This window comes from Microbacterium sp. P5_E9, from assembly GCF_054049175.1.
In genome coordinates this window covers 59789-81622 of the sequence record NZ_JBFUMV010000018.1, presented here as the reverse complement: position 1 = coordinate 81622, position 21834 = coordinate 59789, and the positions used below count along the sequence as shown (strand labels likewise).

The window sequence follows — 21834 nt, the reverse complement described above, 5'->3', positions numbered from 1 at the left end:
ACTCTCTGATTGTGCCAGACCCAGCACGAACTGTGCCGGAACCGGTGCGGGGATGCGCCAGACGACGCCGAGTGGTAATAGGGGTCAGATCAGAGCCACTTCGACGTCAGGTGCTCCGAGGCGATGCGGCGCAGCGTGCCCGAAGCCCCGCGGATGACGACGCTCTCGGTGTAGATGTACCCGCCCTCGCGCCGCACACCCGCCACGAGTTCGCCGTTGGTGACTCCGGTGGCGACGAACAGCGTGTTCTTGGCGGTCACCAGTTCATCTGCTTCATAGACGTATCCGTCGAGGCGCAGACCGGCATCCTTGCCCTTCTGCTTCTCGTCGTCATCGCGCGGCCACAGGCGTCCCTGGATGTGTCCACCGAGGGCCTTGATCGCGCACGTCGTGACGATGCCCTCCGGGCTTCCGCCGACGCCGACACACATGTCGGTGCGCGCATTGTGGCGCGCGGCGTTGATGCCGCCGGCCACGTCGCCGTCCGACATCAGACGCGTGCCGGCACCCGAAGCCCGGATGTCCGCGATCAGCTGCGCGTGGCGCGGCCGGTTGAGCACCGAGACCACGATCTCGTCCACCGGCTTGCCCAGCGCCTTGGCCAGCAGCCGGATGTTCTCGCCGACCGGCAGCCGGATGTCGACGACCCCTACGCCGGCGGGGCCGGTGACGAGCTTGTCCATATAGAAGACCGATGAGGCGTCCAGCATCGTGCCGCGGTCGGACACGGCGATGACCGACAGCGCGTTGTTGCGACCTTCTGCGGTCAGCGTCGTTCCATCGATCGGATCGACCGCGATGTCGCACTGCGGACCCCGGCCGTTGCCGACGTTCTCGCCGTTGAAGAGCATCGGGGCGTCATCCTTCTCGCCCTCGCCGATCACGATCACACCGTCGAAGTTGACGGTCGTCAGGAAGGCGCGCATCGCATCGACGGCGGCACCGTCGGCGAGCTCCTTCTGCCCCCGGCCGATGAACGGCACGGCGCGAATCGAAGCCGCCTCCGTGGCGCGAACCAGTTCCATCGCAAGATTTCGGTCGGGATGCAGCGGGCTCATGTCCGCGGTAAGACTTACCATGGCCCCACCCTAGCGACGAAGGTTGCCACGGCGCTCTAGAATCCGGTGTCGCGCGCGCGAAGGAATTGCAAATCTTTCCCGAGGAGAAGGACGCCCACATCTCCAGGCGCCTCTTCGGGACATCCCGCCGCGGCACCCCGCTTCGCTAGAGTTGCTGTGAACGCCGAGACCAAGGAGTTGTCATGCCCGTCGCCACCCCCGAGCAGTACGCCGAAATGCTGGATCGTGCGAAGGCGGGCGGCTTCGCCTACCCCGCGTTCAACGCCGCCAGCTCGCAGAGCGTGAACGCCATCCTCCAGGGCCTCACCGAGGCCGGGTCGGACGGAATCATCCAGGTCACCACCGGTGGTGCCGACTACTTCGCCGGTCACACCGTCAAGGCCCGCGCGACCGGCGCGCTCGCCTTCGCGAAGTTCGCCCACGAGGTCGCCAAGAGCTACCCGATCACGGTCGCGCTGCACACCGACCACTGCCCCAAGCCCGCACTCGAGGACTTCGTGCTGCCGCTGGTCGCCGCGTCCGAGCAGGCCGTCGCCGACGGCGGACACCCCATCTTCCAGTCCCACATGTGGGACGGCTCGGCCGTGCCGCTCAGCGAGAACATCGACATCGCCAAGGAGCTCCTCCCCCGACTGAAGGCGATCAACGCCATCCTCGAGGTCGAGATCGGCGTCGTCGGCGGCGAAGAGGACGGCGTCCAGCACGAGGGCTCGAACGATGCCCTCTACACGACCACCGCCGATGTGTCGCAGGTCGTCCAGGCCCTCGGCCTCGGCGATCAGGGCCGCTGGATCGCCGCGCTCACGTTCGGCAACGTGCACGGCGTCTACAAGCCCGGCAACGTCAAGCTGCGCCCCGAGCTGCTCGGCGAGATCCAGGCGGGCATCGCGTCGGCGTTCAACACCGGCGCGAAGCCGCTCGACCTCGTCTTCCACGGCGGCAGCGGATCGACCGCCGAGGAGATCGCACTCGCGGTCGCGAACGGCGTCGTCAAGATGAACATCGACACCGACACCCAGTACGCCTTCACGCGTGCGGTCGCGGGCTACATGTTCAAGAACTACGACGGCGTGCTCAAGGTCGACGGCGAAGTGGGCAACAAGAAGGCCTACGACCCCCGCGCCTGGGGCAAGGTCGCCGAGACCGGCATGGCAGCGCGCGTAGTCGAGGCCACCCAGCAGCTCGGCTCGCACGGCAAGTCGCAGAGCTGACCGTCGACACCCACTGAACAGACGAGGGACCTGGGCTGGATCAGCCCGGGTCCCTCGTCAGTTTCACGCGGGGAGCAGGGCCTTCTCGAGCGCCGGCCACACCGCGGGATCGGTCATCAGCGGCACGATCATCAGGCACGCCGCTGCGAAGGTGAACACGATGCCGCCGATCAGCGGCACCCACCATCCCCGGTGGCCAGACCGCATCCGCAGCCAGGAGAGCACGGCGGTCAGCAGCCAGCCGACCCCGAGCACCACGGCCGCGGCGGTCCCCCACACCTGCGCGCCCGCCGGATCGGTGAGCGTGACGTTCACCCCCAGGATCGAGAAGAACGACGATGCGAAGCCGGCGTAGTCGAGGTACGACGGGATCTGCGTCACCACGGTGAACAGGCCGTACCCGAGCAGCATCCACGTCACGACGCGGTCGAGGTTGCGCCGGCGCACCGCCTGGTCGGAGGTGTCGGTGTGAGCGAGCGAGACCGTGCCGGTCGCCGTCGCCGGCCGACGCGACGCCGGCTGCTTCGCCACCGGCGCGACAACCGCCGGCGGAGCAGGCGTCAACGCGTGACCCTCCTCGAGCGCGCGCGACGCGTCGGGCTGCTTGATCCGGGCGCGCTGCTCCTCCGGCGTCGCATACTCGCCGTACTGCGGACGCGCGGGACGATCCGGGTCGGTGGGGATGCTCATGAGCGGATCCTCCCACCGATGGCACGGTCGTCACGCCGGCCATCGGCATCCTGACGCAGCTCCTTCGGGAGTGAGAACAGCAGGTCCTCCTCCGCGGTCCGCACCTCTTCGATGTCGCGGTAGCCGGCGCCGGCGAGCTGCTCGAGCACTTCCTCGACGAGCACCTCGGGCACCGATGCGCCGCTGGTGACGCCGACCGTCTCGACGCCGTCGAGCCACTCCTGCTTCACCTCGTCGGCGTAGTCCACCCGATACGCCGCCTTCGCCCCGTGCTCGAGGGCGACCTCGACGAGGCGCACACTGTTCGACGAGTTCGACGAGCCGACGACGATGACGAGATCAGCATCCTTCGCGACCTTCTTGATCGCGACCTGACGGTTCTGCGTCGCGTAGCAGATGTCGTCCGACGGCGGATCCTGCAGCAGCGGGAACCGCAGCCGCAGCCGCCGCACGGTCTCCATCGTCTCGTCGACCGAGAGCGTCGTCTGCGACAGCCACACGACCTTCGACGGATCGCGCACCACAACGGTGTCGGCATCGGCCGGCGAGTTGACGATCGTCACGTGTTCGGGCGCCTCGCCCGCGGTGCCTTCGACCTCTTCGTGCCCCTCATGGCCGATCAGCAGGATCTCGAAGTCGTCGCGGGCGAACCGCACCGCTTCGCGGTGCACCTTTGTGACGAGCGGGCAGGTCGCGTCGATGGCGCGCAGACCGCGATCGGATGCCGCGGCCACGACGGCCGGCGACACCCCGTGCGCGCTGAACACCACGTGCGCACCTTCGGGCACTTCGTCGACTTCCTCGACGAACACCGCACCTTTGCTCTCGAGTTCGGTCACGACGTGGATGTTGTGGACGATCTGCTTGCGCACGTACACCGGCGCGCCGTAGCGCTCCAGTGCCTTCTCGACGGCGATGACGGCACGGTCCACGCCCGCGCAGTATCCGCGGGGGGAAGCGAGGAGCACCCGCTTGTGTCCGGGCACCGGGATATCCTGGAGACTCTCCCGCCGCCTGGGCACTCGCGGAACGGGCAGGCTGACTGCCGGGCGTGCCGATACGACGGCAGAGGGGGTGCTCACCTGTTGATTRTACGGGCGTGGCTCCGACCTGGTCCTGGACGTCCGCCGAGCGAAGGGCCACGATGACGATCTTCCAGCCCGATTCCACGACCGGCCAGGCACCCGCGCCGGGGTCGATCCACCCCCGGGAATCGACCGTCGACACCCCTACGTCGGTGGCCCGGCTCAACGACACGATCCGCGGCTTCATCGAGAAGTGGGGCTTCGTCTGGGTCGAGGGCGAGATCACCGGCTGGAATCTGCGCAGCGGCAACGTGTTCGGCCGGTTGAAAGACCTCGACTCCGACGCGACGATCTCCTTCCGCCTCTGGTCCAAGACGCTGCAGCGCACTCCGGGCGACCTGAAGGTCGGCGATCACGTCATCGCGTGCGTCAAAGCCGACTACTTCGTCAAGACCGGCGACTTCACCTTCACCGTGTCGTCGGTGCGCCACGTCGGTCTCGGCGACCAGCTCGAGCGCCTCGAACGGCTGCGCACGCAGCTCCGCGGCGAGGGGCTGTTCGATCCGGCGCGCAAGAAGCCGCTCCCGTTCCTCCCTCAGGTCATCGGGCTCATCACCGGTGAGAAGTCGGACGCCGAGAAAGACGTTCTTCGCAATGCCGAGCTCCGCTGGCCGCAGGTGCGGTTCCGCACGATCCACGCGGCGGTGCAGGGCGACCGGTGTGTGCCTGAGACGATCGCGGCGCTCAAGATCCTCGACGCCGACCCCGAGGTCGAGGTGATCGTCATCGCGCGCGGCGGCGGCGACCCGCAGACCCTGCTCGGCTTCAGCGACGAGAAGATGCTGCGGGCGGTGGCCGCGGCATCCACCCCCATCGTCAGCGCGATCGGCCACGAGAACGACCGCCCCCTGCTCGACGACGTCGCCGACCTCCGGGCCTCCACCCCGACCGACGCGGCGAAGCGCATCGTGCCGGACGTGTCCGAGCAGCGTGCTCTCGTCGCGCAGCTGCGGTCGCGGCTGACGACGCGCCTCACCCATCGGCTCAGCCACGACATCGCGCAGCTCGAGCAGCTCCGCTCAAGGCCGGCGCTGCGCAGCCCCGAAGCGATGCTCGACTCGCGCGCCCAGCTCGTGTGGCAGCAGGTGTCGCGCGGCCGTGAACTCGTCGACCGGGCGATGCAGTCCCAATCGCGCCGCGCCGCGGAACTCCGCGCCGCGCTGCGCGCCCTCTCCCCCGCCTCGACCCTCGCGCGCGGCTACGCGATCGCCCACCTCTCCGACGGCCGGATCGTCCGCGACGCCGCGCAGGCGCCGGCGGGTGCCGGCATCGCGATCACCGTCGGACGAGGCTCGTTCGCGGCGCGTTCCGAGGGCGAGATTCCGGAGAGCGCAGCGGATGCCGCGTCCGCCCCCGCGCCCGGGTCCGAGGCGGCGCCGAACTAGGATGGAAGACATGGCTGTGTCGAGCGAGCAGACCCCAGAGGTCGCAGATCTGTCGTTCGAGCAGGCTCGCGATGAGCTCGTTCGCGTGGTTGCCGAACTCGAGCAGGGTGCGCCCACGCTGGAGCAGTCGCTCGCGCTGTGGGAGCGCGGCGAAGCCCTCGCAGCGCGCTGTGAGGAGTGGCTGCTCGGCGCGAAGCGCCGGCTCGACGCCGCCCGCGCCGGCGCAGAAGGCACTCCCTCGTGATGGCGAAAGCACCGCGCATCGTCGCCGAGCTCGGTCGCCCTGAGACCCCGGAAGAGACCGCCGCGCGCAAAGCGGAGTTCTCGGCGAACTACCGATCGAGCCAGACGTTCCGCAACCTCATCGCCGCGCTGCTGGCCACGCTCGCCATCGTCGCCGTGATCATCTTCGCGGTACCGCGGGGTGAGATGCCCGCAGCGAAGCCGATCGACGTCGCCACGGTCGCCGAGCAGGTGGAGTCCAGCCTCGGTCGCACCGTCCTCGTGCCCGACGTCCCCCAGGAGTGGATCGTGAACGGGGCGGCCGTCGAGGGCGACTCGGTGCGCGCGTGGACGATCGTCTACGTCCCCGATGACGCCGACGGCTACCTCCGGGTGGCGCAGGGGTTCGATGCCGATCCGGCGTGGCCGACCCGCGTGCTCCAGGGAGCGGATGCCGACGGCACCGTGACGATCGACGGCGTCGAGTGGACCACCTACGACATCCCCGACCCTGAGCGTGCCGGCAACGTCTCGGTCGCGCTCAGCACCCAGGCGGGCGACGACACCGTCGTCATCTACGGCAGCTCCGGGCAGAAGACCGCGGAGCTGGCCGCCTCGGCGGTCGCCGACCAGCTGCGCGAACTCAACGAGGAGGGTCGATGACCGACAGGCCGACACCGCAGAAGGTGTGGAACGAGATGCGGCGTGGCAATGCCCGCTTCGTCGCAGGTGAGCCCGAGCACCCCCGTCAGGACGTCGAGCACCGCAGCGAACTCGCCGCCGGTCAGACGCCGCGCGCCGCGCTGTTCGGCTGCTCGGACTCGCGCCTCGCGGCGGAGATCATCTTCGACAAGGGCCTCGGCGACCTCTTCGTGGTGCGCAACGCCGGACAGGTCATCTCCGACTCGGTCATCGGCAGCCTCGAGTACGCCGTCGCAATACTCGATGTGCCCCTGATCGTCGTGCTCGGACACGACGAGTGCGGCGCAGTGAAAGCGGCCATCGACAGCATGCGCCTCGACACCCCCGCCCTGCCCGCGCACATCTGGCGCCAGATATCCGCGATCGTGCCGGCCGCACGCCGGGTGCTGCGCGGCGACTTCGACATGACGCCCGAGACCGTCGACGCCGAGCAGGTCGGCCGCGAGCACCTGCGCGACACCGTCGCCGAACTGCTCAACTCGTCAGACCTCATCTCGGGGGCCGTCGCCGCGAAGCGACTCGCGATCGTCGGAGCCAACTACCGGCTCGGCGAGGGCACGGTGGTGCCCGACATCATCGTGGGACCCGCGACAGACGCCGACACCCGCTACGCCTAGACCCGCAGGGGCGACCCGCGCGCCGCATCCGCACCGAACGAACAGGAACAATGAAGTGACCGACACCGAGTACCGCATCGAGCACGACACCATGGGAGAAGTGCGCGTTCCGTTGCACGCCCTGTATGCCGCGCAGACACAGCGCGCCGTCGAGAACTTCCCCATCTCCGGCAAGGGCCTGGAGTCGTCGCAGATCGCGGCCCTCGCCCGCATCAAGAAGGCCGCGGCCCTCGCGAACAAGGAGCTCGGCACGCTGGACGCCGGCATCGCCGACGCGATCGCCGCAGCGGCCGACGACGTCATCTCCGGCGCGTTCGACGCCGAGTTCCCGGTCGACACCTACCAGACCGGCAGCGGCACGTCCTCGAACATGAACATGAACGAGGTGCTCGCGACGCTCGCCACGCGCAAGCTCGGCGCCCCCGTTCACGCGAACGACCACGTCAACGCATCCCAGTCCTCGAACGACGTGTTCCCCACCTCGGTGCACATCGCGGTGACCCAGGCCCTCATCGACGACCTGATCCCGGCCCTCGACCACCTGGCCGTCGCCCTCGAGCACAAGGCCGAGGAGTGGAAGTCCGTCGTCAAGTCGGGCCGCACCCACCTCATGGATGCGACCCCCGTCACCCTCGGTCAGGAGTTCGGCGGCTACGCGCGCCAGATCCGCCTCGGCGTCGACCGGGTGCAGTCGGTGCTCCCCCGCGTGGGCGAGGTGCCGCTCGGCGGCACCGCGGTCGGCACCGGCATCAACACGCCGCTCGGGTTCCCCCAGAAGGTCATCGCGATCCTCGCCGAAGAGACCGAGCTGCCGATCACCGAGGCCAAGGACCACTTCGAGGCCCAGGCAAACCGGGACGGCCTGGTCGAGGCATCCGGCGCCCTGCGCACCATCGCCGTCTCGCTGACCAAGATCAACAACGACCTGCGGTGGATGGGCTCCGGCCCCAACACCGGGCTGGGCGAGCTCCGCATCCCCGATCTCCAGCCGGGCTCGTCGATCATGCCCGGCAAGGTCAACCCCGTCGTGCCCGAAGCCGTGCTGATGGTGTGCGCGCGGGTGATCGGCAATGACGCCACGGTGGCCTGGGCCGGCGCCTCCGGCTCGTTCGAATTGAACGTCGCGATCCCGGTGATGGGCACGGCGCTGCTCGAATCGATCCGGCTGCTCTCCAATTCAATGCGTCTGCTCGCCGACCGCACGATCGACGGCCTCGAAGCCGACGTCGAGCGCGCGGCCGCGTATGCCGGGATGTCGCCCTCGATCGTCACGCCGCTCAACAAGCTGATCGGCTACGAGGCGGCCGCCAAGATCGCGAAGCACTCGGTCGCGAAGGGCATCACCGTGCGGGAAGCGGTGATCGACCTCGGCTATGTCGAGCGCGGCGACCTCACGATCGAGCAGCTCGACGAGAAGCTCGACCTCCTCTCGATGACCCACCCTGGCTGATGATCGCGAGCGTCTGCACCAGCCGGAACCTCCGCGGGGCGATAATCGGGGTGTGACCCGCACGCCCAGACCCATCTCGGCGCGCGCGCGCATCCTCGGGGCCATCCTCGCGGTCGCGTGCGTGGGCCTCGCCGTGGTCGGCAGCGTCACCTTCCTCGCGCAGCGTGAGCGGGTGCTCGACGACGTCAACATGCGACTCCGCGCGCAGGTGCAGGCACTGCAGACCCTCGCCCGTCCGACGGATACGACGGATACGACGGAAACGCCGGACACAGCGGACGACGGCACCGCGACAACTGTCGAGCCCCTCGACATCGACGCGTACGAGACGGTCGAAGATTACCTGCGCGCGGCGGTCGCCCGGCTGGTGACCGGCCCCAATGAGGGCTCGGTGGGGGTCATCGACGGTCACCCGCGCTTCGTCCCGCAGACGCTGTCCGGGTTCAAGCTGTCCGACGACACCGCGCTGATCGAGCGCGCCGTGCGCGAGGCGACGGCGGAGGGCGGCACCGTGATCGGCACCGCGTCCACGGCCGAAGGCCCACTGCGCTATATCGCGGTCCCGATCGAGATGCCCGGCGATCCGCAGAAGGGCGTGTATCTCCGGGCGGTGAAGCTCGAAGCCGAGCTCGGGTCGGTGACCTCCACGATCACCACGTATTGGATCGCCGCGGTCGCGGTCCTCATTGCCATCGCCATCGTCGGCTGGTTCGTCGCCGGCCGGCTGCTGTCTCCCATTCGGAGCCTCCGCGACGCCGCCGACTCGATCACGATCAGCGATCTCTCCCCCCGGCTCCAGGCCGAGGGGAACGACGACATCTCCGATCTGACCCGCACCGTCAACTCGATGCTGGATCGCCTCGAGGGCTCGGTGGATGTGCAGCGGCAGCTGCTCGACGACGTTCGGCACGAGCTGAAGACGCCGATCACGATCGTGCGAGGGCACCTGGAGATGATGGACTCGCACGATGTCGCCGATGTGGAGAGCGCGCGCGAGATCGGCATCGCCGAACTCGATCGCATGACCCGACTCGTCGACGACATCGATCTGCTGGCTGCCGTCGAGGGCGACCAGTTCGCGATGGACGAGCTCGACCTGGCCGCGCTCACCGCCCGTACCGGGGAGCTGGTGGCGGTGATCGCCGGGCATGACTGGCGGGTCGAGGCGATCGGCACCGGCAGCATCCGAGGCGACCATGATCGACTCCTCCAAGCCTGGCTCCAGCTGGCGGACAACGCCGCGAAGTACACCCCCGAGGGATCCATGATCGAGATCGGCAGCGCCATGGACAACGACGGCGCACGCCTCTGGGTGCGCGATCACGGACCGGGGATCGCCCCCGCCGTCCGGCACCGCATCTTCCGCCGGTTCGACCGGGCGCACGGCAAGCGGACCGTGGGCGGGTCGGGCCTCGGACTTGCCATCGTCGACGCCATCACGAAGGCGCACGGCGGGCGATGCGTGGTCACCGACACCGACGGCGGCGGCGCGACCTTCACCATCCACCTCCCGCTCCCGAACACGGAGCTGCCCCGCCCCGTGCGAGCAGGCGACGTCGTGCTCCAGCGGGAGGCAGCCGGATGACCACCATCCTCATCGTCGAGGACGAGCAGCGGATCGCCGCCTTCGTCAGCCGGGGGCTGCAGGCCGCCGGATACCAGACCGAGATCGTCGACGACGGGCTCGAGGCGCTGGAGCGCGCCCAGCATCCGGACATCGACCTGGTGCTCCTCGACATCGGACTGCCCTCGATGGACGGGCTCGAGGTGCTGCGCGAGCTGCGCGGCCGCGGCAGCGCGGTGCCGGTGATCATGCTGACCGCGCGATCCAGCACCCGTGACACCGTCGAGGGACTGGATGCCGGCGCCAGCGACTACGTCCCGAAGCCGTTCACGTTCGACGAGCTCCTCGCGCGCGTGCGGTCGCGCCTGCGCGACACCGTGGGAACTGCACCGACCGCACTGTCGCATGGTGACATCGTGATGGACATCCTGGCCAGGCGCGTAACCGTCGGGTCCAGGGAAGTGGAGCTGTCCGCCCGGGAGTTCGCGCTGGCCGAGCAGTTCCTGCGCAGTCCCGGCCAGGTGCTCAGCCGCGAGGTGCTGCTCAGCCGCGTGTGGGGCATGGACTTCGATCCCGGCTCCAACGTCGTGGACGTCTACGTCCGCTACCTCCGCACGAAGGTCGGCGCCCACCACATCGCGACAGTCCGCGGCGCCGGCTACCGCTGGGAGTGATCCGGTACGCCGGCGCCTGACCCCGGTCCTGACCCGTGAGCCCACGAAGAAGCCCCCGGTGCTGGGGGACACCGGGGGCTGGGGAGGGCGCGGAGCTGGGGGACTCCGGCCTGGTCAATCGCCGTCTGGGGGAACGTGCGATCGACTTCTCTTCAATCCGGATTGCTCGTTGAGCTGATGTCCGGATGGGTTACCCGCCTTTGCGGGCGTCTGTGCGGCCGACTTATCGGCCGAAGTCTTGTTCACCTTGTCGTGCTTGGTGATGTCTGCCGGGTGGGCGGCAGGCCCCGCGGCGGCGCCCGCGGAAGTGACCGCGCTCAGCACGGCGGGCTCGGGAGCCGGCACCGTCTCGGTCGTGGGGACCGGAACCGGAAGGACGATCGAGGCCGGCGGGTTCGCCGCAACGGTGGCCAGGGGGGAGGCAACTGACGGGACGGACGCGGCGACTCGAATGGCGGGCAGGCCGGTCGAGGCGCCAGGCACCTCCGCGATCGCGGCGGCGTTGGCCATCGCAACGGCGCTGAGGACGGCGACGACCGCAGCGCCGGCGAAAAAGCCGCCGGCTGCGAACCTCGCCCTTGCGTCCACGTGCCATTCCCCAATCAGATCCCAGCCCGAATCACCCCGGACTCAGCGATCCCTTTCGCTTCCTCAATGGTCGCAGACCGTCGCCCGATCATGGGCCGGAACCGATGAGACTTTCCTCATATTCGAAGCCGGCGCATAGCCCGCGCAAAGGGGCCGGGATGCGGCATCCCGGCCCCCACGCTGCGACTGCTCAGGCGATCTCGCCGGCCTCCAGCAGGTCGGTGACCAGCGCCGCGATCGCGGACCGCTCCGACCGCACCAGCGTGACGTGGCCGAACAGGTCATGTCCCTTGAGTGTCTCGATCACCGAGGCGACACCGTCGTGTCGACCGACCCGCAGGTTGTCGCGCTGACCGACGTCGTGAGTGAGCACCACCCGCGAGTTCTGTCCCATGCGGCTCAGCACCGTGAGCAGCACGTTGCGCTCCAGCGACTGCGCCTCATCGACGATCACGAAGGCGTCGTGCAGCGATCGCCCGCGAATGTGCGTCAAGGGAAGCACCTCGAGCAGGCCCCGCTCGATGACCTCCTCGACCACGTTGGACGAGACGACCGAGCCGAGGGTGTCGAACACCGCCTGCCCCCAGGGGTTCATCTTCTCCTGGGCGTCGCCCGGAAGGTAGCCGAGCTCCTGCCCGCCGACCGCGAACAGCGGCCGGAAGACGATGATCTTCCGCTGCTGCTGGCGCTCCAGCACGGCCTCGAGGCCCGCGCAGAGGGCGAGCGCGGACTTCCCCGTTCCCGCACGCCCTCCGAGAGACACGATGCCGACCTCGGGGTCGAGGAGGAGATCGATGGCGATGCGCTGCTCGGCGGAGCGACCGTGCAGACCGAACACGTCACGGTCGCCCCGGACGAGCCGGTAGCCGCCGTCCCCGGTCACCCGTCCGAGTGCGGATCCGCGCTCGGAGTGGATGATGAGCCCCGTGTTCACGGGGAGGCCCTTGACGTTGTCGCCGGTTGCCACCTCGCTCTCGTAGAGGTCGCTGATGTCGTCGCCCGAGACGTCGATGGTGGCGATGCCGGTCCAGCCGGAGTCGACCGCCTGCTCGGCGAGGTACTCCTCGGCGGAGATGCCCAGCGAGGCGGCCTTGACGCGCATCGGGAGGTCTTTGGAGACGACCGTGACCTCCTGCCCGTCCTGGGCGAGATTCATCGCGACCGCGAGGATGCGGGTGTCGTTGTCGCCGAGGCGCATGCCGCTCGGGAGCACCGAGGCGTCCGTGTTGGTCAGCTCGACGCGGAGGGTTCCGCCTTCGCCCACGGGAACCGGGAAGTCGAGCCGGCCGTGCTCGACCCGGAGTTCATCGAGATGTCTCAGCGCCTGCCGGGCGAAGTACCCGATCTCGGGATCGTGCCGCTTGCCCTCCAACTCGGTGATCACCACGATCGGGATCACGACGTTGTGCTCGGCGAAGCGGAAGAACGCCCGCGGATCGCTCAGCAGCACGGAGGTGTCCAGCACGTAGGTGCGCAGATCCGCGCTTTGCTCGAAAGCCTCGTCGGCCGTCTCGCGGTGCTGCTTCTGTGGTGCTCGTGTGGTCACAACCCACTCCCGCCCCGGGCGGATCACCCGGCGGTCACGAGTCGACCATGGGGTCACGAGTCGCAATCCATAAGGCCGACTCGATCAGGCACCTTGCCCGATGCCATGAACGTACGTCCGGCCGACGACAGACACGCCCAAGACACGCTGTGCTCCGGTTACGAATATGTGAACTCCGGATGCCGCGGCGCCGGTCGCCGGCTGGATCGCGGGTCGCGTCACCAGACCCGGGCCGCGGTGAACGCGGCCAGGGCGTCTCCGAACAGACGCAGCGTGTCGGCGCCGGTGCCCACGTGCGGCGAAACGCGCACCATGCCACCGCGGACCGTGACGGTGAGCCCGTGGTTGGACAGCGACGCGGCCAGCGGCCCGACGTCCTGGGGCTCGGGCGCCAGCGCGACGATCCCGGCCCGGTACTGCGGCTCGCGCGRCGTCAGCACGGGGATCTCGTAGCGGTCGGCGAAGAACATGACATCTCCGGACCGTGCGGTCAGCTCGCTCTCGATCGCCGGCACACCCACGTCGAGGATGTCGCGCAGTCCGCTGGTCAGCCGGGCGAACGCGAGATGGTCCGGGCCCGCCACGGTGAAGGCCTGCGCGGACGGGGCCGGCGCGGGGACGCTGTCCAGCGGCAGGTCTCCTTCGGTGCCGGCGAACCCCGAGAGGACGGGCGTGATCCGCTCGAGCGCGCGCTCCGAGAAGGCGACGAAACCGGTCCCCCGGCCGGAGCGGAGCCACTTGTACCCGTTGCCGGCGATGACGTCCGCGGCATCCCAGTCCGCGTCGACGACACCCGCACCTTGGATCGCGTCGACGATCAGCAGCCGGTCGCCGATGACGTCGCGGAGCGCCGACAGGTCGGCGCGATAGCCGGTGCGGAAATCGACGAGGCTCACCGCGACCGCTTGCGTGTCGTCGGTGAGGGCGTCGCGCACCGCCTCGGGTGTGACGAACCCGCGGTCCGGCTCGAACCACTGGACCTGGATCGACCCGAGCGCCTCCGCGGCGCGAGACGCGGCGACGGTCAGGCTCGGGAACTCGGCGCGGGACACCAGCAGACCACCGGCGAGCCCGTAGATGGCCTGCATGAGCCCGTAAGTCGTGGAAGGCTGCAGGGCGATCTGCGCGGCATCCGTCCGCAGCAGGGTGGCGAGCAGCTCGCGCGCTTCGCGGGCATGGTCGCCCACGAGATCGATGCCCGATGGTCGCCCCGACCCGAGCAGCTCGGCGTCGGCATGCACCTCGGCGCGCACCGACGGCGAGAGCGGGCCGAATGCCGCCCAATCCAGATATCCCGGCTCGCCGTCGAAGGACCCCAGAAACGACTCCCAATCGGTCACGTTCACATTCTGGCATGCGACCCCGCAATGGCAGGGCTCAGCCGCCGAATCGTCGATCTCGCGACGTGTAGTCGCGGATCGCGCGGAGGAAGTCGACCTCGCGCAGATCGGGTCCGAGCGCCTCGACGAAGTAGAACTCGCTGTGCGCGCTCTGCCAGAGCAGGAAGTCACTCAGCCGCTGCTCCCCCGACGTGCGGATCACCAGATCCGGATCCGGCTGACCCCCCGTGTAGAGGTGCTCCCCGATCTGCTCCGGCGTGAGGCTCTCGGCGAGCTCCTCGAGCGATCCGCCTTCGCCGCCGTGCTGGGCGATGATGCTGCGGACCGCGTCGACGATCTCGGAGCGCCCGCCGTAGCCGACCGCGAGATTGACGTGGAGGCCGGTCTTGTCCCGGGTGCGCTCCTCGGCATCGGCAAGCGCACGCGCCAGCGGCGCCGGCAGCAGATCCGCCCGTCCGACGTGCTTGACCCGCCAGTCGCGCTCATGGGAGAGCGCGCCTGCGAGCTCGGCGATGATCTCGATGAGATCGGACAGCTCTTGGGTGTCGCGCTTGCGGAGATTGTCGGTGGACAGCAGATAGAGCGAGACCACCCGCACGCCGATCTCGTCGCACCAGCCGAGGAAATCGCGCATCTTCGCCGCACCGGCGCGGTGACCGTGTGCCGCGGAGTCGTAGCCGAGCTGGCGAGCCCACCGGCGGTTGCCGTCGATCATCATCGCGATGTGCTGCGGGACCGCCTCCCGCGGGAGCCTGCGGCGAAGGCGGTTGATGTAGAGCCGGTAGAGGGGGCCTCGGCCCTCGTTCGACACGGTCACACGCCTACGGTACCGCGACCGGGGACGGCGCACCGATCTCGCGTGCCCCTGCCGGAATACTCCGAGACGTATGCTCATGCCGTGGCCCGCAGCGCGAAATCCCAGACCCCGCCCGACGAGGGCGCGGAGATGCCCCAGCTTCCGCTGCTCGAGGACGCCGAGGCCGTTGCGACCGTCGACCTCAAGCCCTCGTGGCGCGGCTGGATCCACGCCGCCACCTTCCCGGTCGCGATCGTCGCAGGCATCGTCCTCGTCACCCTCGCCCAGGGTCCGGCCGCCAAATGGTCGTGCGCCGTCTTCGCGCTGACCTCGCTCCTCCTCTTCGGCAACTCCGCGCTGTATCACCGCTTCAATTGGGGTCCCACGACCAAGGCGGTGCTCAAGCGCATCGACCACGCCAACATCGTGCTGCTGATCGCGGGCACCTACACGCCGATCGCGGTGCTCGCCCTGCCGACGAGCCAGGCCGTGCTGCTGCTCTCACTGGTGTGGGGCGGCGCGGTGATCAGCATCCTGTTCCGCGTCTTCTGGATCAATGCGCCGCGCTGGCTGTACGTCGCGCTCTATCTGCTGCTCGGCTGGGCGGCCGTGATGTACCTGCCGCAGCTCTGGAGCGCGAGCAAGGCGATGGTGATCCTGGTGGCGATCGGCGGGCTGCTGTACACCGGCGGCGCCATCGTCTACGCGATGAAGCGGCCGAACCCCTGGCCGCGCCACTTCGGCTTCCACGAGATCTTCCACGTGTGCACCGTGCTCGCGTTCCTGTGCCACTGGACGGCGTGCCTGATCATCGCGGTCGACCCGCTCTACCCGTAGGCCGGCGCTCAGCGCTCGGGGGCGGCGCCGTCGTCGTCGGCCGGCGCGATCGGGGATTCGCCGTGCCGAGCGGCTTCTTCTTCGGCATCGAGCATCTCGTCGACCTCCGAGCGGATCCGTGCGCGACGGATGCGGCGCATCATGTCCCACACCAGCAGCATCGCGGCGACCGCGACGAACGCGATCGCGACGAACCCGGACGGTCCTGGGGTGACGAGGGCGGGGTCCACGACCGGGGTCGGCGTACCGGTCACGTCCAAAACCGCAATCGTGAGTGCGGCGAACGTCTGGTGCATCGTGTCCTCTGTTCCGCGGAAGCGCATAGCCTGGAACCTCCACCCTAATTCGCCGAACGGGACCCGATGTCAACGACGCAGGAGATGCTCGACGAGCGGTACGGCCGCCGTCGCTCGCCGGTCGCGCGCTGGATCGGCGGCATCGCCATCGCCCTGGTCGTCGTGGCCGCGGTCGCGTTCCTGTGGCAGACCGTCGCCACCTCCGCGCAGAGCGTCTCGGCCGATACGACGCGCTTCGACGTCGTGGATGAGCACACGGTCCAGGTCCACGTGCAGATCTCCGCACCGGCCGGCGCAGCCGTCGCCTGCGCTCTGGAAGCGCAGGATGTCGAGCACGGCGTCGTGGGCTGGCGGGTCGTCGAGTTCGCGGCATCCGACGCTCACACGCAGGCGTTTCAGGAGCGGATTCCGACCGTGGCCGAGGCGACGACAGGTTTTGTCAACTCCTGCTGGGTGACGTAGTCTGACCGGACCGTAATCGTTGGTGACGCCCTGGCCAGAGCCGGGGCGTCTGAAGTTTGACGAGATGCGTTTCTACCGAAGGAGACCGACGTGTCCAGCGAAGCACCCGTGACATTCCTCACTCAGGATGCCTACGATCGTCTCGCCGACGAGCTCGAGCGCCTCTCTACGACCGGCCGCGAGGAGATCACCGCGCGCATCGCCGCGGCTCGCGAAGAGGGCGATCTCAAGGAGAACGGCGGCTACCACGCCGCCAAGGATGAGCAGGGCAAGCAGGAGGCCCGCATCCGCACCCTCCAGCACCTGCTCAAGACGGCCACCGTCAGCGAGGCGCCCGCGAGCCACGGCGTTGTCGAGTCCGGCACCGTCGTCACGGCCATCGTGGCCGGCGGCGAAGAGGTCTTCCTGCTCGGCAACCGCGAGATCGCCGCCAATTCCGAGCTCGACGTCTACAGCGAGGCGTCCCCGCTCGGCGCCGCCATCCTCGGCCTCGCCGAGGGCGAGAAGACCTCGTACACCGCGCCGAACGGCCGCGAGATCACGGTCGAGGTCGTGAAGGTCGAGACCTACGCGGGTCAGTGACCGGGCGCATCGCTCAGTCTGCGACGACGGTCGGGGTGTAGCCGGCCCGCTCGAGCGTGTCGATGACGTGCGCGCGGTGCTCCTGGCCGCGCGTCTCGACGCTGAGCTGCAGGATCACCTCGCTGATCTGCAGGCCCTGACCGTGGCGCGTGTGCAGCACTTCGATGACGTTCGCGCCGGCCTGCGCGAGGAGCTCTGAGACGCGGGCGAGCTGACCCGGTCGATCCGGCAGAGGCACCAGCAGGGTCATGTAGCGACCGGATGCCGCGAGCCCGTGTGCGACGACGCGCTGGAGCAGCAGCGGATCGATGTTTCCGCCGGACAGCACCGAGATCGTCGGCCCGGTCGCGTGCACCTTACCGGCCAGGATCGCGGCGACGCCGACGGCGCCGGCCGGCTCGACGACCTGCTTGGCGCGCTCGAGAAGGGCCAGGAGCGCGCGTGCGATGTCGTCGTCCGACACCGTCACGACGTCGTCGACCAGGTCCTTGATGATCGCGAACGGGATGTCGCCCGGCCGCGCGACCGCGATGCCATCGGCGATCGTCGGCCGGGTGGCCACCTGGAGCGGCTCCCCCGCCGCGAGCGACGAGGGATAGGCGGCGGAGTTCTCGGCCTGCACCCCGATCACCCGCACGACGCGTCCATCGACCGCGGCCCTGGCCTTCACTGCTGCCGCGACCCCGGCGATCAGGCCACCGCCGCCGATGCCGAGCAGGATGGTCTCCACCTCGGGCAGGTCGTCATAGAGCTCGAGCCCGAGGGTGCCCTGACCGATGATGATGTCCCGGTTGTCGAAGGGCGGGATCAGCACCGCACCGGTGCGCGCGGCGAACTCCGCGGCGAGTCGGAGCGGGGTCTCGACCGTCGCCCCGTCGAGGATCACCTCCGCGCCGTAGCCGCGGGTGGCCAGAAGCTTGGGCACCGGCACGCCCAGCGGCATGAAGATCGTCGCGTGGATGCCGAGGGCCTGCGCCGCGAGGGCGACCCCCTGCGCGTGGTTGCCGGCCGATGCCGCGACCACCCCGCGGGCGCGCTCCTCCTGGCTCAGTCGGGAGAGCCGGTACGCGGCGCCACGGATCTTGAACGAGCCGGTGCGCTGCAGGTTCTCGAGCTTGAGGTGCACCGGCACGCCGAGCACCTCGGAGAGGGCCTGCGACTCCTCGAGCGGCGTGTGCGAGACCACGCCTGACAATTCGACCGCCGCCCGCTCGAATTCTTCCAAGGTGGGGACGGTCGGGGTGAGACTCACGGGCGGGTCCTCCTGGTACGCGGGACGGTGTCCCAGATCAGATCGCCATGTGGCGCGACGCCGGTCTCCCAGGCGCGCGAACTCAGATAGACGGCGACCACGTTGACGAATGCCGCGATCGGAACCGCGAACAGGGCACCCGGGATGCCCGCGATCATGGCGCCACCGGCGACCACGAGCACGACGGCGAGCGGGTGCACCTTGACGGCGGATCCCATCAGCAGCGGCTGCAGGATATGCCCCTCGATCTGCTGGACGGCCAGGATGACGACCAGCATCCACACGGCGCTCCAGACGCCGTTGTAGACCAGGGCGAGGATGACCGCGAGGGTGCCGGTCACGACCGCGCCGACGATGGGGACGAAGGCGCCGAAGAAGACCAGCACCGCGATCGGCAGCGCCATGGGCACCTGGAGGAAGTAGGCGCCGAGCCCGATGCCCACCGCGTCGATCGTGGCCACCAGAAGCTGCGTCCGCGCGTACGTGACCACCGTCACCCAGCCGGCGCGCGCTGCGCCGTCGACCGCGGGCCTCGCCTGCTTCGGGAAGAGCCTGGTGGTCCAGCGCCAGATCCCGCCGCCGTCGGCGAGGAGGCAAAGCAGGATGAAGACCGACAGCACCGCGCCGGTCGCGACGTGGCCGACGGTCGTCCCGAGGGCGAGCGCGCCGGACCACAGCAGCTCGGCCTGGGCCTGGACGAACTCCCACCCCTGCGCGAGCAGGTCGTCGATCTGGCTCGGGGTCAGCCCCAGAGGGCCGTCGATGAGGTACTGGCGGAACTGGTCCATCGCGGCGACCGAGCGGGACTGCACGCTCGACCACTCCCGCGACACCTGCCATGCCACAAGAGCGAACAGGCTGCCGATCACCACGATCGCACCGACCGCGCTCACGACGATCGCGAGCCACTTCGGGAACCGGTGGCTGACCATCCAGGAGAAGATCGGCCAGAGCAGGGCGGTGACGAGGATCGACACCAGCAGCGGCACCACGAGCAGCTTGAGCTGGATGACGAGCCAGACCCCGAGTCCGATCACCGCCGCGATGACGAGGATGCGCCAGCCGTACGCGGCGGCGACGCTCAGCCGGCGAGGCACTGTCGCTCCGGCCTCGGTCGTGATCACCCGCGAACGGTCGCGCAGAGCATCGAAGAACGACCCGCGGGGCTTGTCGTCGGAGCCGCTCATCCCGCCAGTCTAGGCCGCACCCGCGCGGGGCCGTGTCGGGCGCCCTGGCTAGGCTGAGCGGGTGAAGGAGACCCTCAGCATCGGCGAAGCGCGGCGCATCGCGCTCACGGCACAGGGTTTCGGGCGGCCTCGTCCAACGGCCCCCGGCACTCGGCAGCTCAATCTCGCCATCGCGCGCATGAGCACCTTGCAGATCGACTCGGTGAACGTTTTCGCCCGCTCCCACTACATGCCGCTGTTCTCCCGGCTCGGCGCGTACGACACGACCGCCCTCGATCGCCTGCTGTTCACGCGGCACGCACCGTATGTGGAGTACCTGGCGCATGTCGCCGCGTTCATCCCGGCATCCGACTGGAGTCTCTTCCGCTTCCGCATGGACGACATGCGGAAGCGGTACGGCACGAAGCCGGGCGGCTGGTACGAGTCCCACCGGCACATCGTGGACTGGGTGCGCGCAGAGCTCGCCGCGCGCGGGCCGCTGCGACCGGCGCAGATCGAGCACGACGCCAAGCAGACCCACCGCGGGCCCTGGTGGGATTGGGATGTCGTCAAGCACGCCCTCGAGCACCTGTGGTGGTTCGGCGAGGTGGCGATCGCGGGCCGGCGGGGATTCGAGCGGCGCTACGCCCTCGCGGAGGATGTGATCCCCGCCGAGGTGCTCGAGGCTCCGGTGGCGCGCCCGGACGCCATCCGCGAGCTCGTCCGGCGGGCAGCGGTCTCGTACGGCGTGGCCACGGCGTCCGACCTTGCGGACTACTGGCGGGTGAAGGACCGGCCCGCCCTGACGACCGCGATCCGCGAACTCGTGGACGCCGGAGAGCTGCGGCCGGTCACGGTGCAGGGCTGGCAGTCGGCCGGGCGACCTGCGAAGGCGTGGGTGCACCGCGACGCGGCACTCCCCCGCCGTGTCGACGCGACCGCGATCCTGACCCCGTTCGACCCGGTGGTCTGGTTCCGGGATCGCGCGGAGCGGCTCTTCGACTTCGAGTACCGCATCGAGATCTACACCCCCGCGCCGAAGAGGCAGTTCGGGTACTACTCGCTGCCGGTCCTGGTCGGCGACGGTCTGGTCGGGCGGGTGGACCTGAAGGCAGACCGCGCCTCGTCGACGCTGCTCGTGCAATCCGCCTGGTGGGAGCACGGCAGGCCGGCGAATGCCGCGGCACGTCTTGCCGCGGAGCTGAAGACCGCGGCGGCGTGGCAGGGGCTCGAAGGGATCTCGATCTCGCGTCGCGGCGACGCGACGGCCGACCTCGCCGACGTCCTGCCGGAGGCCCACCGCCACGACGCGCTCGCCGGTGAACCCGTTCTTGGCGCCGAACCCGCTCTCGCCGACGAGGAGCTCGCCAGCCGATGAGACGTGCCGGGGTGATCGGCATCGCGGTAGGCGCCGCCGCGCTGATCATCGGCGGCGCGGTCGTGTGGTGGCTCGTCGCCCGGCCGCTCACCGCCGAGGAGAGCGCGACGCGGTATCTCGACGCGCTCGCCGCCGGGGACTTCGCGGCGATCGACGACCTGCGCTCGGAGCCGCTCGACCCCGCCKCCGAGACGGTGCTCGAGCAGGCGTTCGCGGGGGCATCGGAGCACGTGCGCTCCCCGCGGATCGATCGGCTCGTCGCGGAGGACGCGACCACCACGGTGCACGCGACCATCCAGCTCGCCGGCGAAGAGCACGCGCTCACCTTCGAACTCGCCGCGGAGGGCGGGCGGTGGCTGCTCGCCGCGGACTACCTCGGCGACCTGACCGTGAGCACGCCGCTCGGCGACTCCGTGTGGGTGGGCGACGCGCTGGCCCCCGTCACCGCGCCGATCCTGCTCCTCCCCGCGGTCTATCCCGTCGTCGCCGCACCTCGCGGTCTGCTCGTCGGCGAGGAGTCCGCGATCATCGCCGACGGCCGCAGCGAGGTCGCGATGGACGTCACCCTCACGGCCGAGGCGACCGACCGCGCGCAGGAGCAGCTCGATGCCTACGCCGATGCGTGTGCCGCGCCCGCCACCGCGGTGCCCGACCATTGCGGTCTGAAGGTTCCGTGGGCCGCCGACCTCGCGTCCCTTGCGGGCCTGACGTTCCGGATCGAGACGCGGCCGACGGTGCGCCTCTCCCCCGATGGGACGACCTTCGCCGCCACCGACGGGGTGATCGTGGCCACCGCGCAGGGAAGCACCCGCACCGGCGCGCCAGGCTCGTTCACCTACCGGGCGGCCGACTGGGCGCTGCGCGGCACGATCGCGTTCACGGGCGACGAGATGGTGCTCGCGGTCGACTGAC

The 21834-nt window shown here is 69.6% G+C and carries 23 protein-coding genes; 13 read left to right on the top strand and 10 right to left on the bottom strand.

Going from position 1 to position 21834, the window contains the following annotated elements; all coding sequences use genetic code 11:
- Positions 1-89: 89 nt before the first annotated feature.
- Positions 90-1079, bottom strand: coding sequence for a class II fructose-bisphosphatase (gene glpX, locus ACXJ3V_RS17390; protein WP_457101591.1), 990 nt, complete (start codon positions 1077-1079; stop codon positions 90-92).
- Between the two features lie 182 nt (positions 1080-1261).
- On the opposite strand from glpX, the gene fbaA reads away from it, so the two are divergent.
- Positions 1262-2290 (top strand): class II fructose-bisphosphate aldolase, encoded by a 1029-nt coding sequence (gene fbaA, locus ACXJ3V_RS17385; RefSeq protein ID WP_457101590.1) that lies wholly within the window; start codon positions 1262-1264, stop codon positions 2288-2290.
- Between the two features lie 63 nt (positions 2291-2353).
- Here the strand turns inward: fbaA and ACXJ3V_RS17380 are convergent, their stop codons facing one another.
- Entirely contained in the window at positions 2354-2980 is a 627-nt protein-coding gene (locus tag ACXJ3V_RS17380; RefSeq protein WP_457101589.1) for a DUF6264 family protein, read from the bottom strand.
- Positions 2977-4017: a 4-hydroxy-3-methylbut-2-enyl diphosphate reductase gene (locus tag ACXJ3V_RS17375; protein ID WP_457101610.1), complete on the bottom strand. Its 1041-nt coding sequence runs from the start codon at positions 4015-4017 to the stop codon at positions 2977-2979. Before ACXJ3V_RS17375 ends, ACXJ3V_RS17380 begins: the two co-directional genes overlap by 4 nt.
- A gap of 107 nt (positions 4018-4124) precedes the next feature.
- Here ACXJ3V_RS17375 and xseA point away from each other — a divergent pair, with 107 nt between their 5' ends.
- The 7 genes from xseA to ACXJ3V_RS17340 are packed head-to-tail and all read left to right on the top strand — an operon-like array spanning position 4125 to position 10679.
- Positions 4125-5450, top strand: coding sequence for an exodeoxyribonuclease VII large subunit (gene xseA, locus ACXJ3V_RS17370; protein WP_457101609.1), 1326 nt, complete (start codon positions 4125-4127; stop codon positions 5448-5450).
- A gap of 10 nt (positions 5451-5460) precedes the next feature.
- Complete coding sequence (locus ACXJ3V_RS17365) at positions 5461-5694, top strand: exodeoxyribonuclease VII small subunit (RefSeq protein ID WP_457101588.1); 234 nt, start codon at positions 5461-5463, stop codon at positions 5692-5694.
- Entirely contained in the window at positions 5694-6335 is a 642-nt protein-coding gene (locus ACXJ3V_RS17360) for a DUF4245 family protein (RefSeq protein ID WP_457101587.1), read from the top strand. The genes ACXJ3V_RS17365 and ACXJ3V_RS17360 overlap by 1 nt, the downstream gene beginning before the upstream one ends.
- Positions 6332-6991 carry a carbonic anhydrase gene (locus tag ACXJ3V_RS17355; RefSeq protein WP_457101586.1) on the top strand — a complete coding sequence of 220 codons (660 nt, stop codon included), beginning with the start codon at positions 6332-6334 and terminating at the stop codon, positions 6989-6991. The genes ACXJ3V_RS17360 and ACXJ3V_RS17355 overlap by 4 nt, the downstream gene beginning before the upstream one ends.
- A 55-nt stretch (positions 6992-7046) precedes the next feature.
- Positions 7047-8441, top strand: coding sequence for a class II fumarate hydratase (locus ACXJ3V_RS17350; RefSeq protein ID WP_457101585.1), 1395 nt, complete (start codon positions 7047-7049; stop codon positions 8439-8441).
- 52 nt (positions 8442-8493) lie between these two features.
- Positions 8494-10026, top strand: coding sequence for an ATP-binding protein (locus ACXJ3V_RS17345; RefSeq protein ID WP_457101584.1), 1533 nt, complete (start codon positions 8494-8496; stop codon positions 10024-10026).
- Positions 10023-10679, top strand: a complete 657-nt coding sequence (locus ACXJ3V_RS17340; protein ID WP_457101583.1) for a response regulator transcription factor — start codon at positions 10023-10025, stop codon at positions 10677-10679. The genes ACXJ3V_RS17345 and ACXJ3V_RS17340 overlap by 4 nt, the downstream gene beginning before the upstream one ends.
- 114 nt (positions 10680-10793) lie before the next feature.
- Here ACXJ3V_RS17340 and ACXJ3V_RS17335 read toward each other — a convergent pair whose 3' ends face one another.
- The 4 genes from ACXJ3V_RS17335 to ACXJ3V_RS17320 form a co-directional block, all read right to left on the bottom strand.
- Positions 10794-11267 (bottom strand): hypothetical protein, encoded by a 474-nt coding sequence (locus ACXJ3V_RS17335; RefSeq protein ID WP_457101582.1) that lies wholly within the window; start codon positions 11265-11267, stop codon positions 10794-10796.
- Positions 11268-11457: 190 nt separating this feature from the next.
- Positions 11458-12813 (bottom strand): PhoH family protein, encoded by a 1356-nt coding sequence (locus ACXJ3V_RS17330; RefSeq protein WP_457101581.1) that lies wholly within the window; start codon positions 12811-12813, stop codon positions 11458-11460.
- A gap of 218 nt (positions 12814-13031) precedes the next feature.
- Positions 13032-14153: an aminotransferase class V-fold PLP-dependent enzyme gene (locus ACXJ3V_RS17325; RefSeq protein WP_457101580.1), complete on the bottom strand. Its 1122-nt coding sequence runs from the start codon at positions 14151-14153 to the stop codon at positions 13032-13034.
- A gap of 37 nt (positions 14154-14190) precedes the next feature.
- Positions 14191-14970, bottom strand: coding sequence for an isoprenyl transferase (locus tag ACXJ3V_RS17320; RefSeq protein ID WP_457101579.1), 780 nt, complete (start codon positions 14968-14970; stop codon positions 14191-14193).
- A gap of 129 nt (positions 14971-15099) precedes the next feature.
- Between ACXJ3V_RS17320 and trhA the strand changes: the two genes are divergently transcribed.
- A complete protein-coding gene (gene trhA / locus ACXJ3V_RS17315; protein WP_457101608.1) occupies positions 15100-15786 on the top strand; it encodes a PAQR family membrane homeostasis protein TrhA in 687 nt (228 codons plus the stop codon).
- A gap of 8 nt (positions 15787-15794) precedes the next feature.
- Here trhA and ACXJ3V_RS17310 read toward each other — a convergent pair whose 3' ends face one another.
- Positions 15795-16109 (bottom strand): hypothetical protein, encoded by a 315-nt coding sequence (locus ACXJ3V_RS17310; protein WP_457101578.1) that lies wholly within the window; start codon positions 16107-16109, stop codon positions 15795-15797.
- Positions 16110-16148: 39 nt separating this feature from the next.
- Here ACXJ3V_RS17310 and ACXJ3V_RS17305 point away from each other — a divergent pair, with 39 nt between their 5' ends.
- Positions 16149-16544, top strand: coding sequence for a DUF4307 domain-containing protein (locus ACXJ3V_RS17305; RefSeq protein ID WP_457101577.1), 396 nt, complete (start codon positions 16149-16151; stop codon positions 16542-16544).
- A gap of 90 nt (positions 16545-16634) precedes the next feature.
- Positions 16635-17126 carry a transcription elongation factor GreA gene (gene greA / locus ACXJ3V_RS17300; protein ID WP_457101576.1) on the top strand — a complete coding sequence of 164 codons (492 nt, stop codon included), beginning with the start codon at positions 16635-16637 and terminating at the stop codon, positions 17124-17126.
- Between the two features lie 13 nt (positions 17127-17139).
- Here greA and ilvA read toward each other — a convergent pair whose 3' ends face one another.
- Together ilvA and ACXJ3V_RS17290 are read right to left on the bottom strand one after the other, a co-directional pair.
- Positions 17140-18378: a threonine ammonia-lyase gene (gene ilvA / locus ACXJ3V_RS17295; protein WP_457101575.1), complete on the bottom strand. Its 1239-nt coding sequence runs from the start codon at positions 18376-18378 to the stop codon at positions 17140-17142.
- Positions 18375-19565: an AI-2E family transporter gene (locus tag ACXJ3V_RS17290; protein WP_457101574.1), complete on the bottom strand. Its 1191-nt coding sequence runs from the start codon at positions 19563-19565 to the stop codon at positions 18375-18377. The genes ilvA and ACXJ3V_RS17290 overlap by 4 nt, the downstream gene beginning before the upstream one ends.
- 61 nt (positions 19566-19626) lie before the next feature.
- Between ACXJ3V_RS17290 and ACXJ3V_RS17285 the strand changes: the two genes are divergently transcribed.
- Together ACXJ3V_RS17285 and ACXJ3V_RS17280 are read left to right on the top strand one after the other, a co-directional pair.
- Complete coding sequence (locus tag ACXJ3V_RS17285) at positions 19627-20922, top strand: winged helix-turn-helix domain-containing protein (RefSeq protein ID WP_457101573.1); 1296 nt, start codon at positions 19627-19629, stop codon at positions 20920-20922.
- Entirely contained in the window at positions 20919-21833 is a 915-nt protein-coding gene (locus ACXJ3V_RS17280) for a hypothetical protein (protein WP_457101572.1), read from the top strand. The genes ACXJ3V_RS17285 and ACXJ3V_RS17280 overlap by 4 nt, the downstream gene beginning before the upstream one ends.
- Position 21834 lies beyond the last annotated feature (1 nt).

Excerpts from the sequence above, each read along its gene's own strand:
- glpX (WP_457101591.1), bottom strand. The coding sequence starts at position 1,079 with ATGGTAAGTCTTACCGCGGACATGAGCCCGCTGCATCCCGACCGAAAT.
- fbaA (WP_457101590.1), top strand. The coding sequence starts at position 1,262 with ATGCCCGTCGCCACCCCCGAGCAGTACGCCGAAATGCTGGATCGTGCG.
- ACXJ3V_RS17380 (WP_457101589.1), bottom strand. The coding sequence starts at position 2,980 with ATGAGCATCCCCACCGACCCGGATCGTCCCGCGCGTCCGCAGTACGGC.
- xseA (WP_457101609.1), top strand. The coding sequence starts at position 4,125 with ATGACGATCTTCCAGCCCGATTCCACGACCGGCCAGGCACCCGCGCCG.
- ACXJ3V_RS17365 (WP_457101588.1), top strand. The coding sequence starts at position 5,461 with ATGGCTGTGTCGAGCGAGCAGACCCCAGAGGTCGCAGATCTGTCGTTC.
- ACXJ3V_RS17360 (WP_457101587.1), top strand. The coding sequence starts at position 5,694 with ATGGCGAAAGCACCGCGCATCGTCGCCGAGCTCGGTCGCCCTGAGACC.
- ACXJ3V_RS17355 (WP_457101586.1), top strand. The coding sequence starts at position 6,332 with ATGACCGACAGGCCGACACCGCAGAAGGTGTGGAACGAGATGCGGCGT.
- ACXJ3V_RS17340 (WP_457101583.1), top strand. The coding sequence starts at position 10,023 with ATGACCACCATCCTCATCGTCGAGGACGAGCAGCGGATCGCCGCCTTC.
- trhA (WP_457101608.1), top strand. The coding sequence starts at position 15,100 with ATGCCCCAGCTTCCGCTGCTCGAGGACGCCGAGGCCGTTGCGACCGTC.
- ACXJ3V_RS17310 (WP_457101578.1), bottom strand. The coding sequence starts at position 16,109 with ATGCGCTTCCGCGGAACAGAGGACACGATGCACCAGACGTTCGCCGCA.
- ACXJ3V_RS17305 (WP_457101577.1), top strand. The coding sequence starts at position 16,149 with ATGTCAACGACGCAGGAGATGCTCGACGAGCGGTACGGCCGCCGTCGC.
- ACXJ3V_RS17290 (WP_457101574.1), bottom strand. The coding sequence starts at position 19,565 with ATGAGCGGCTCCGACGACAAGCCCCGCGGGTCGTTCTTCGATGCTCTG.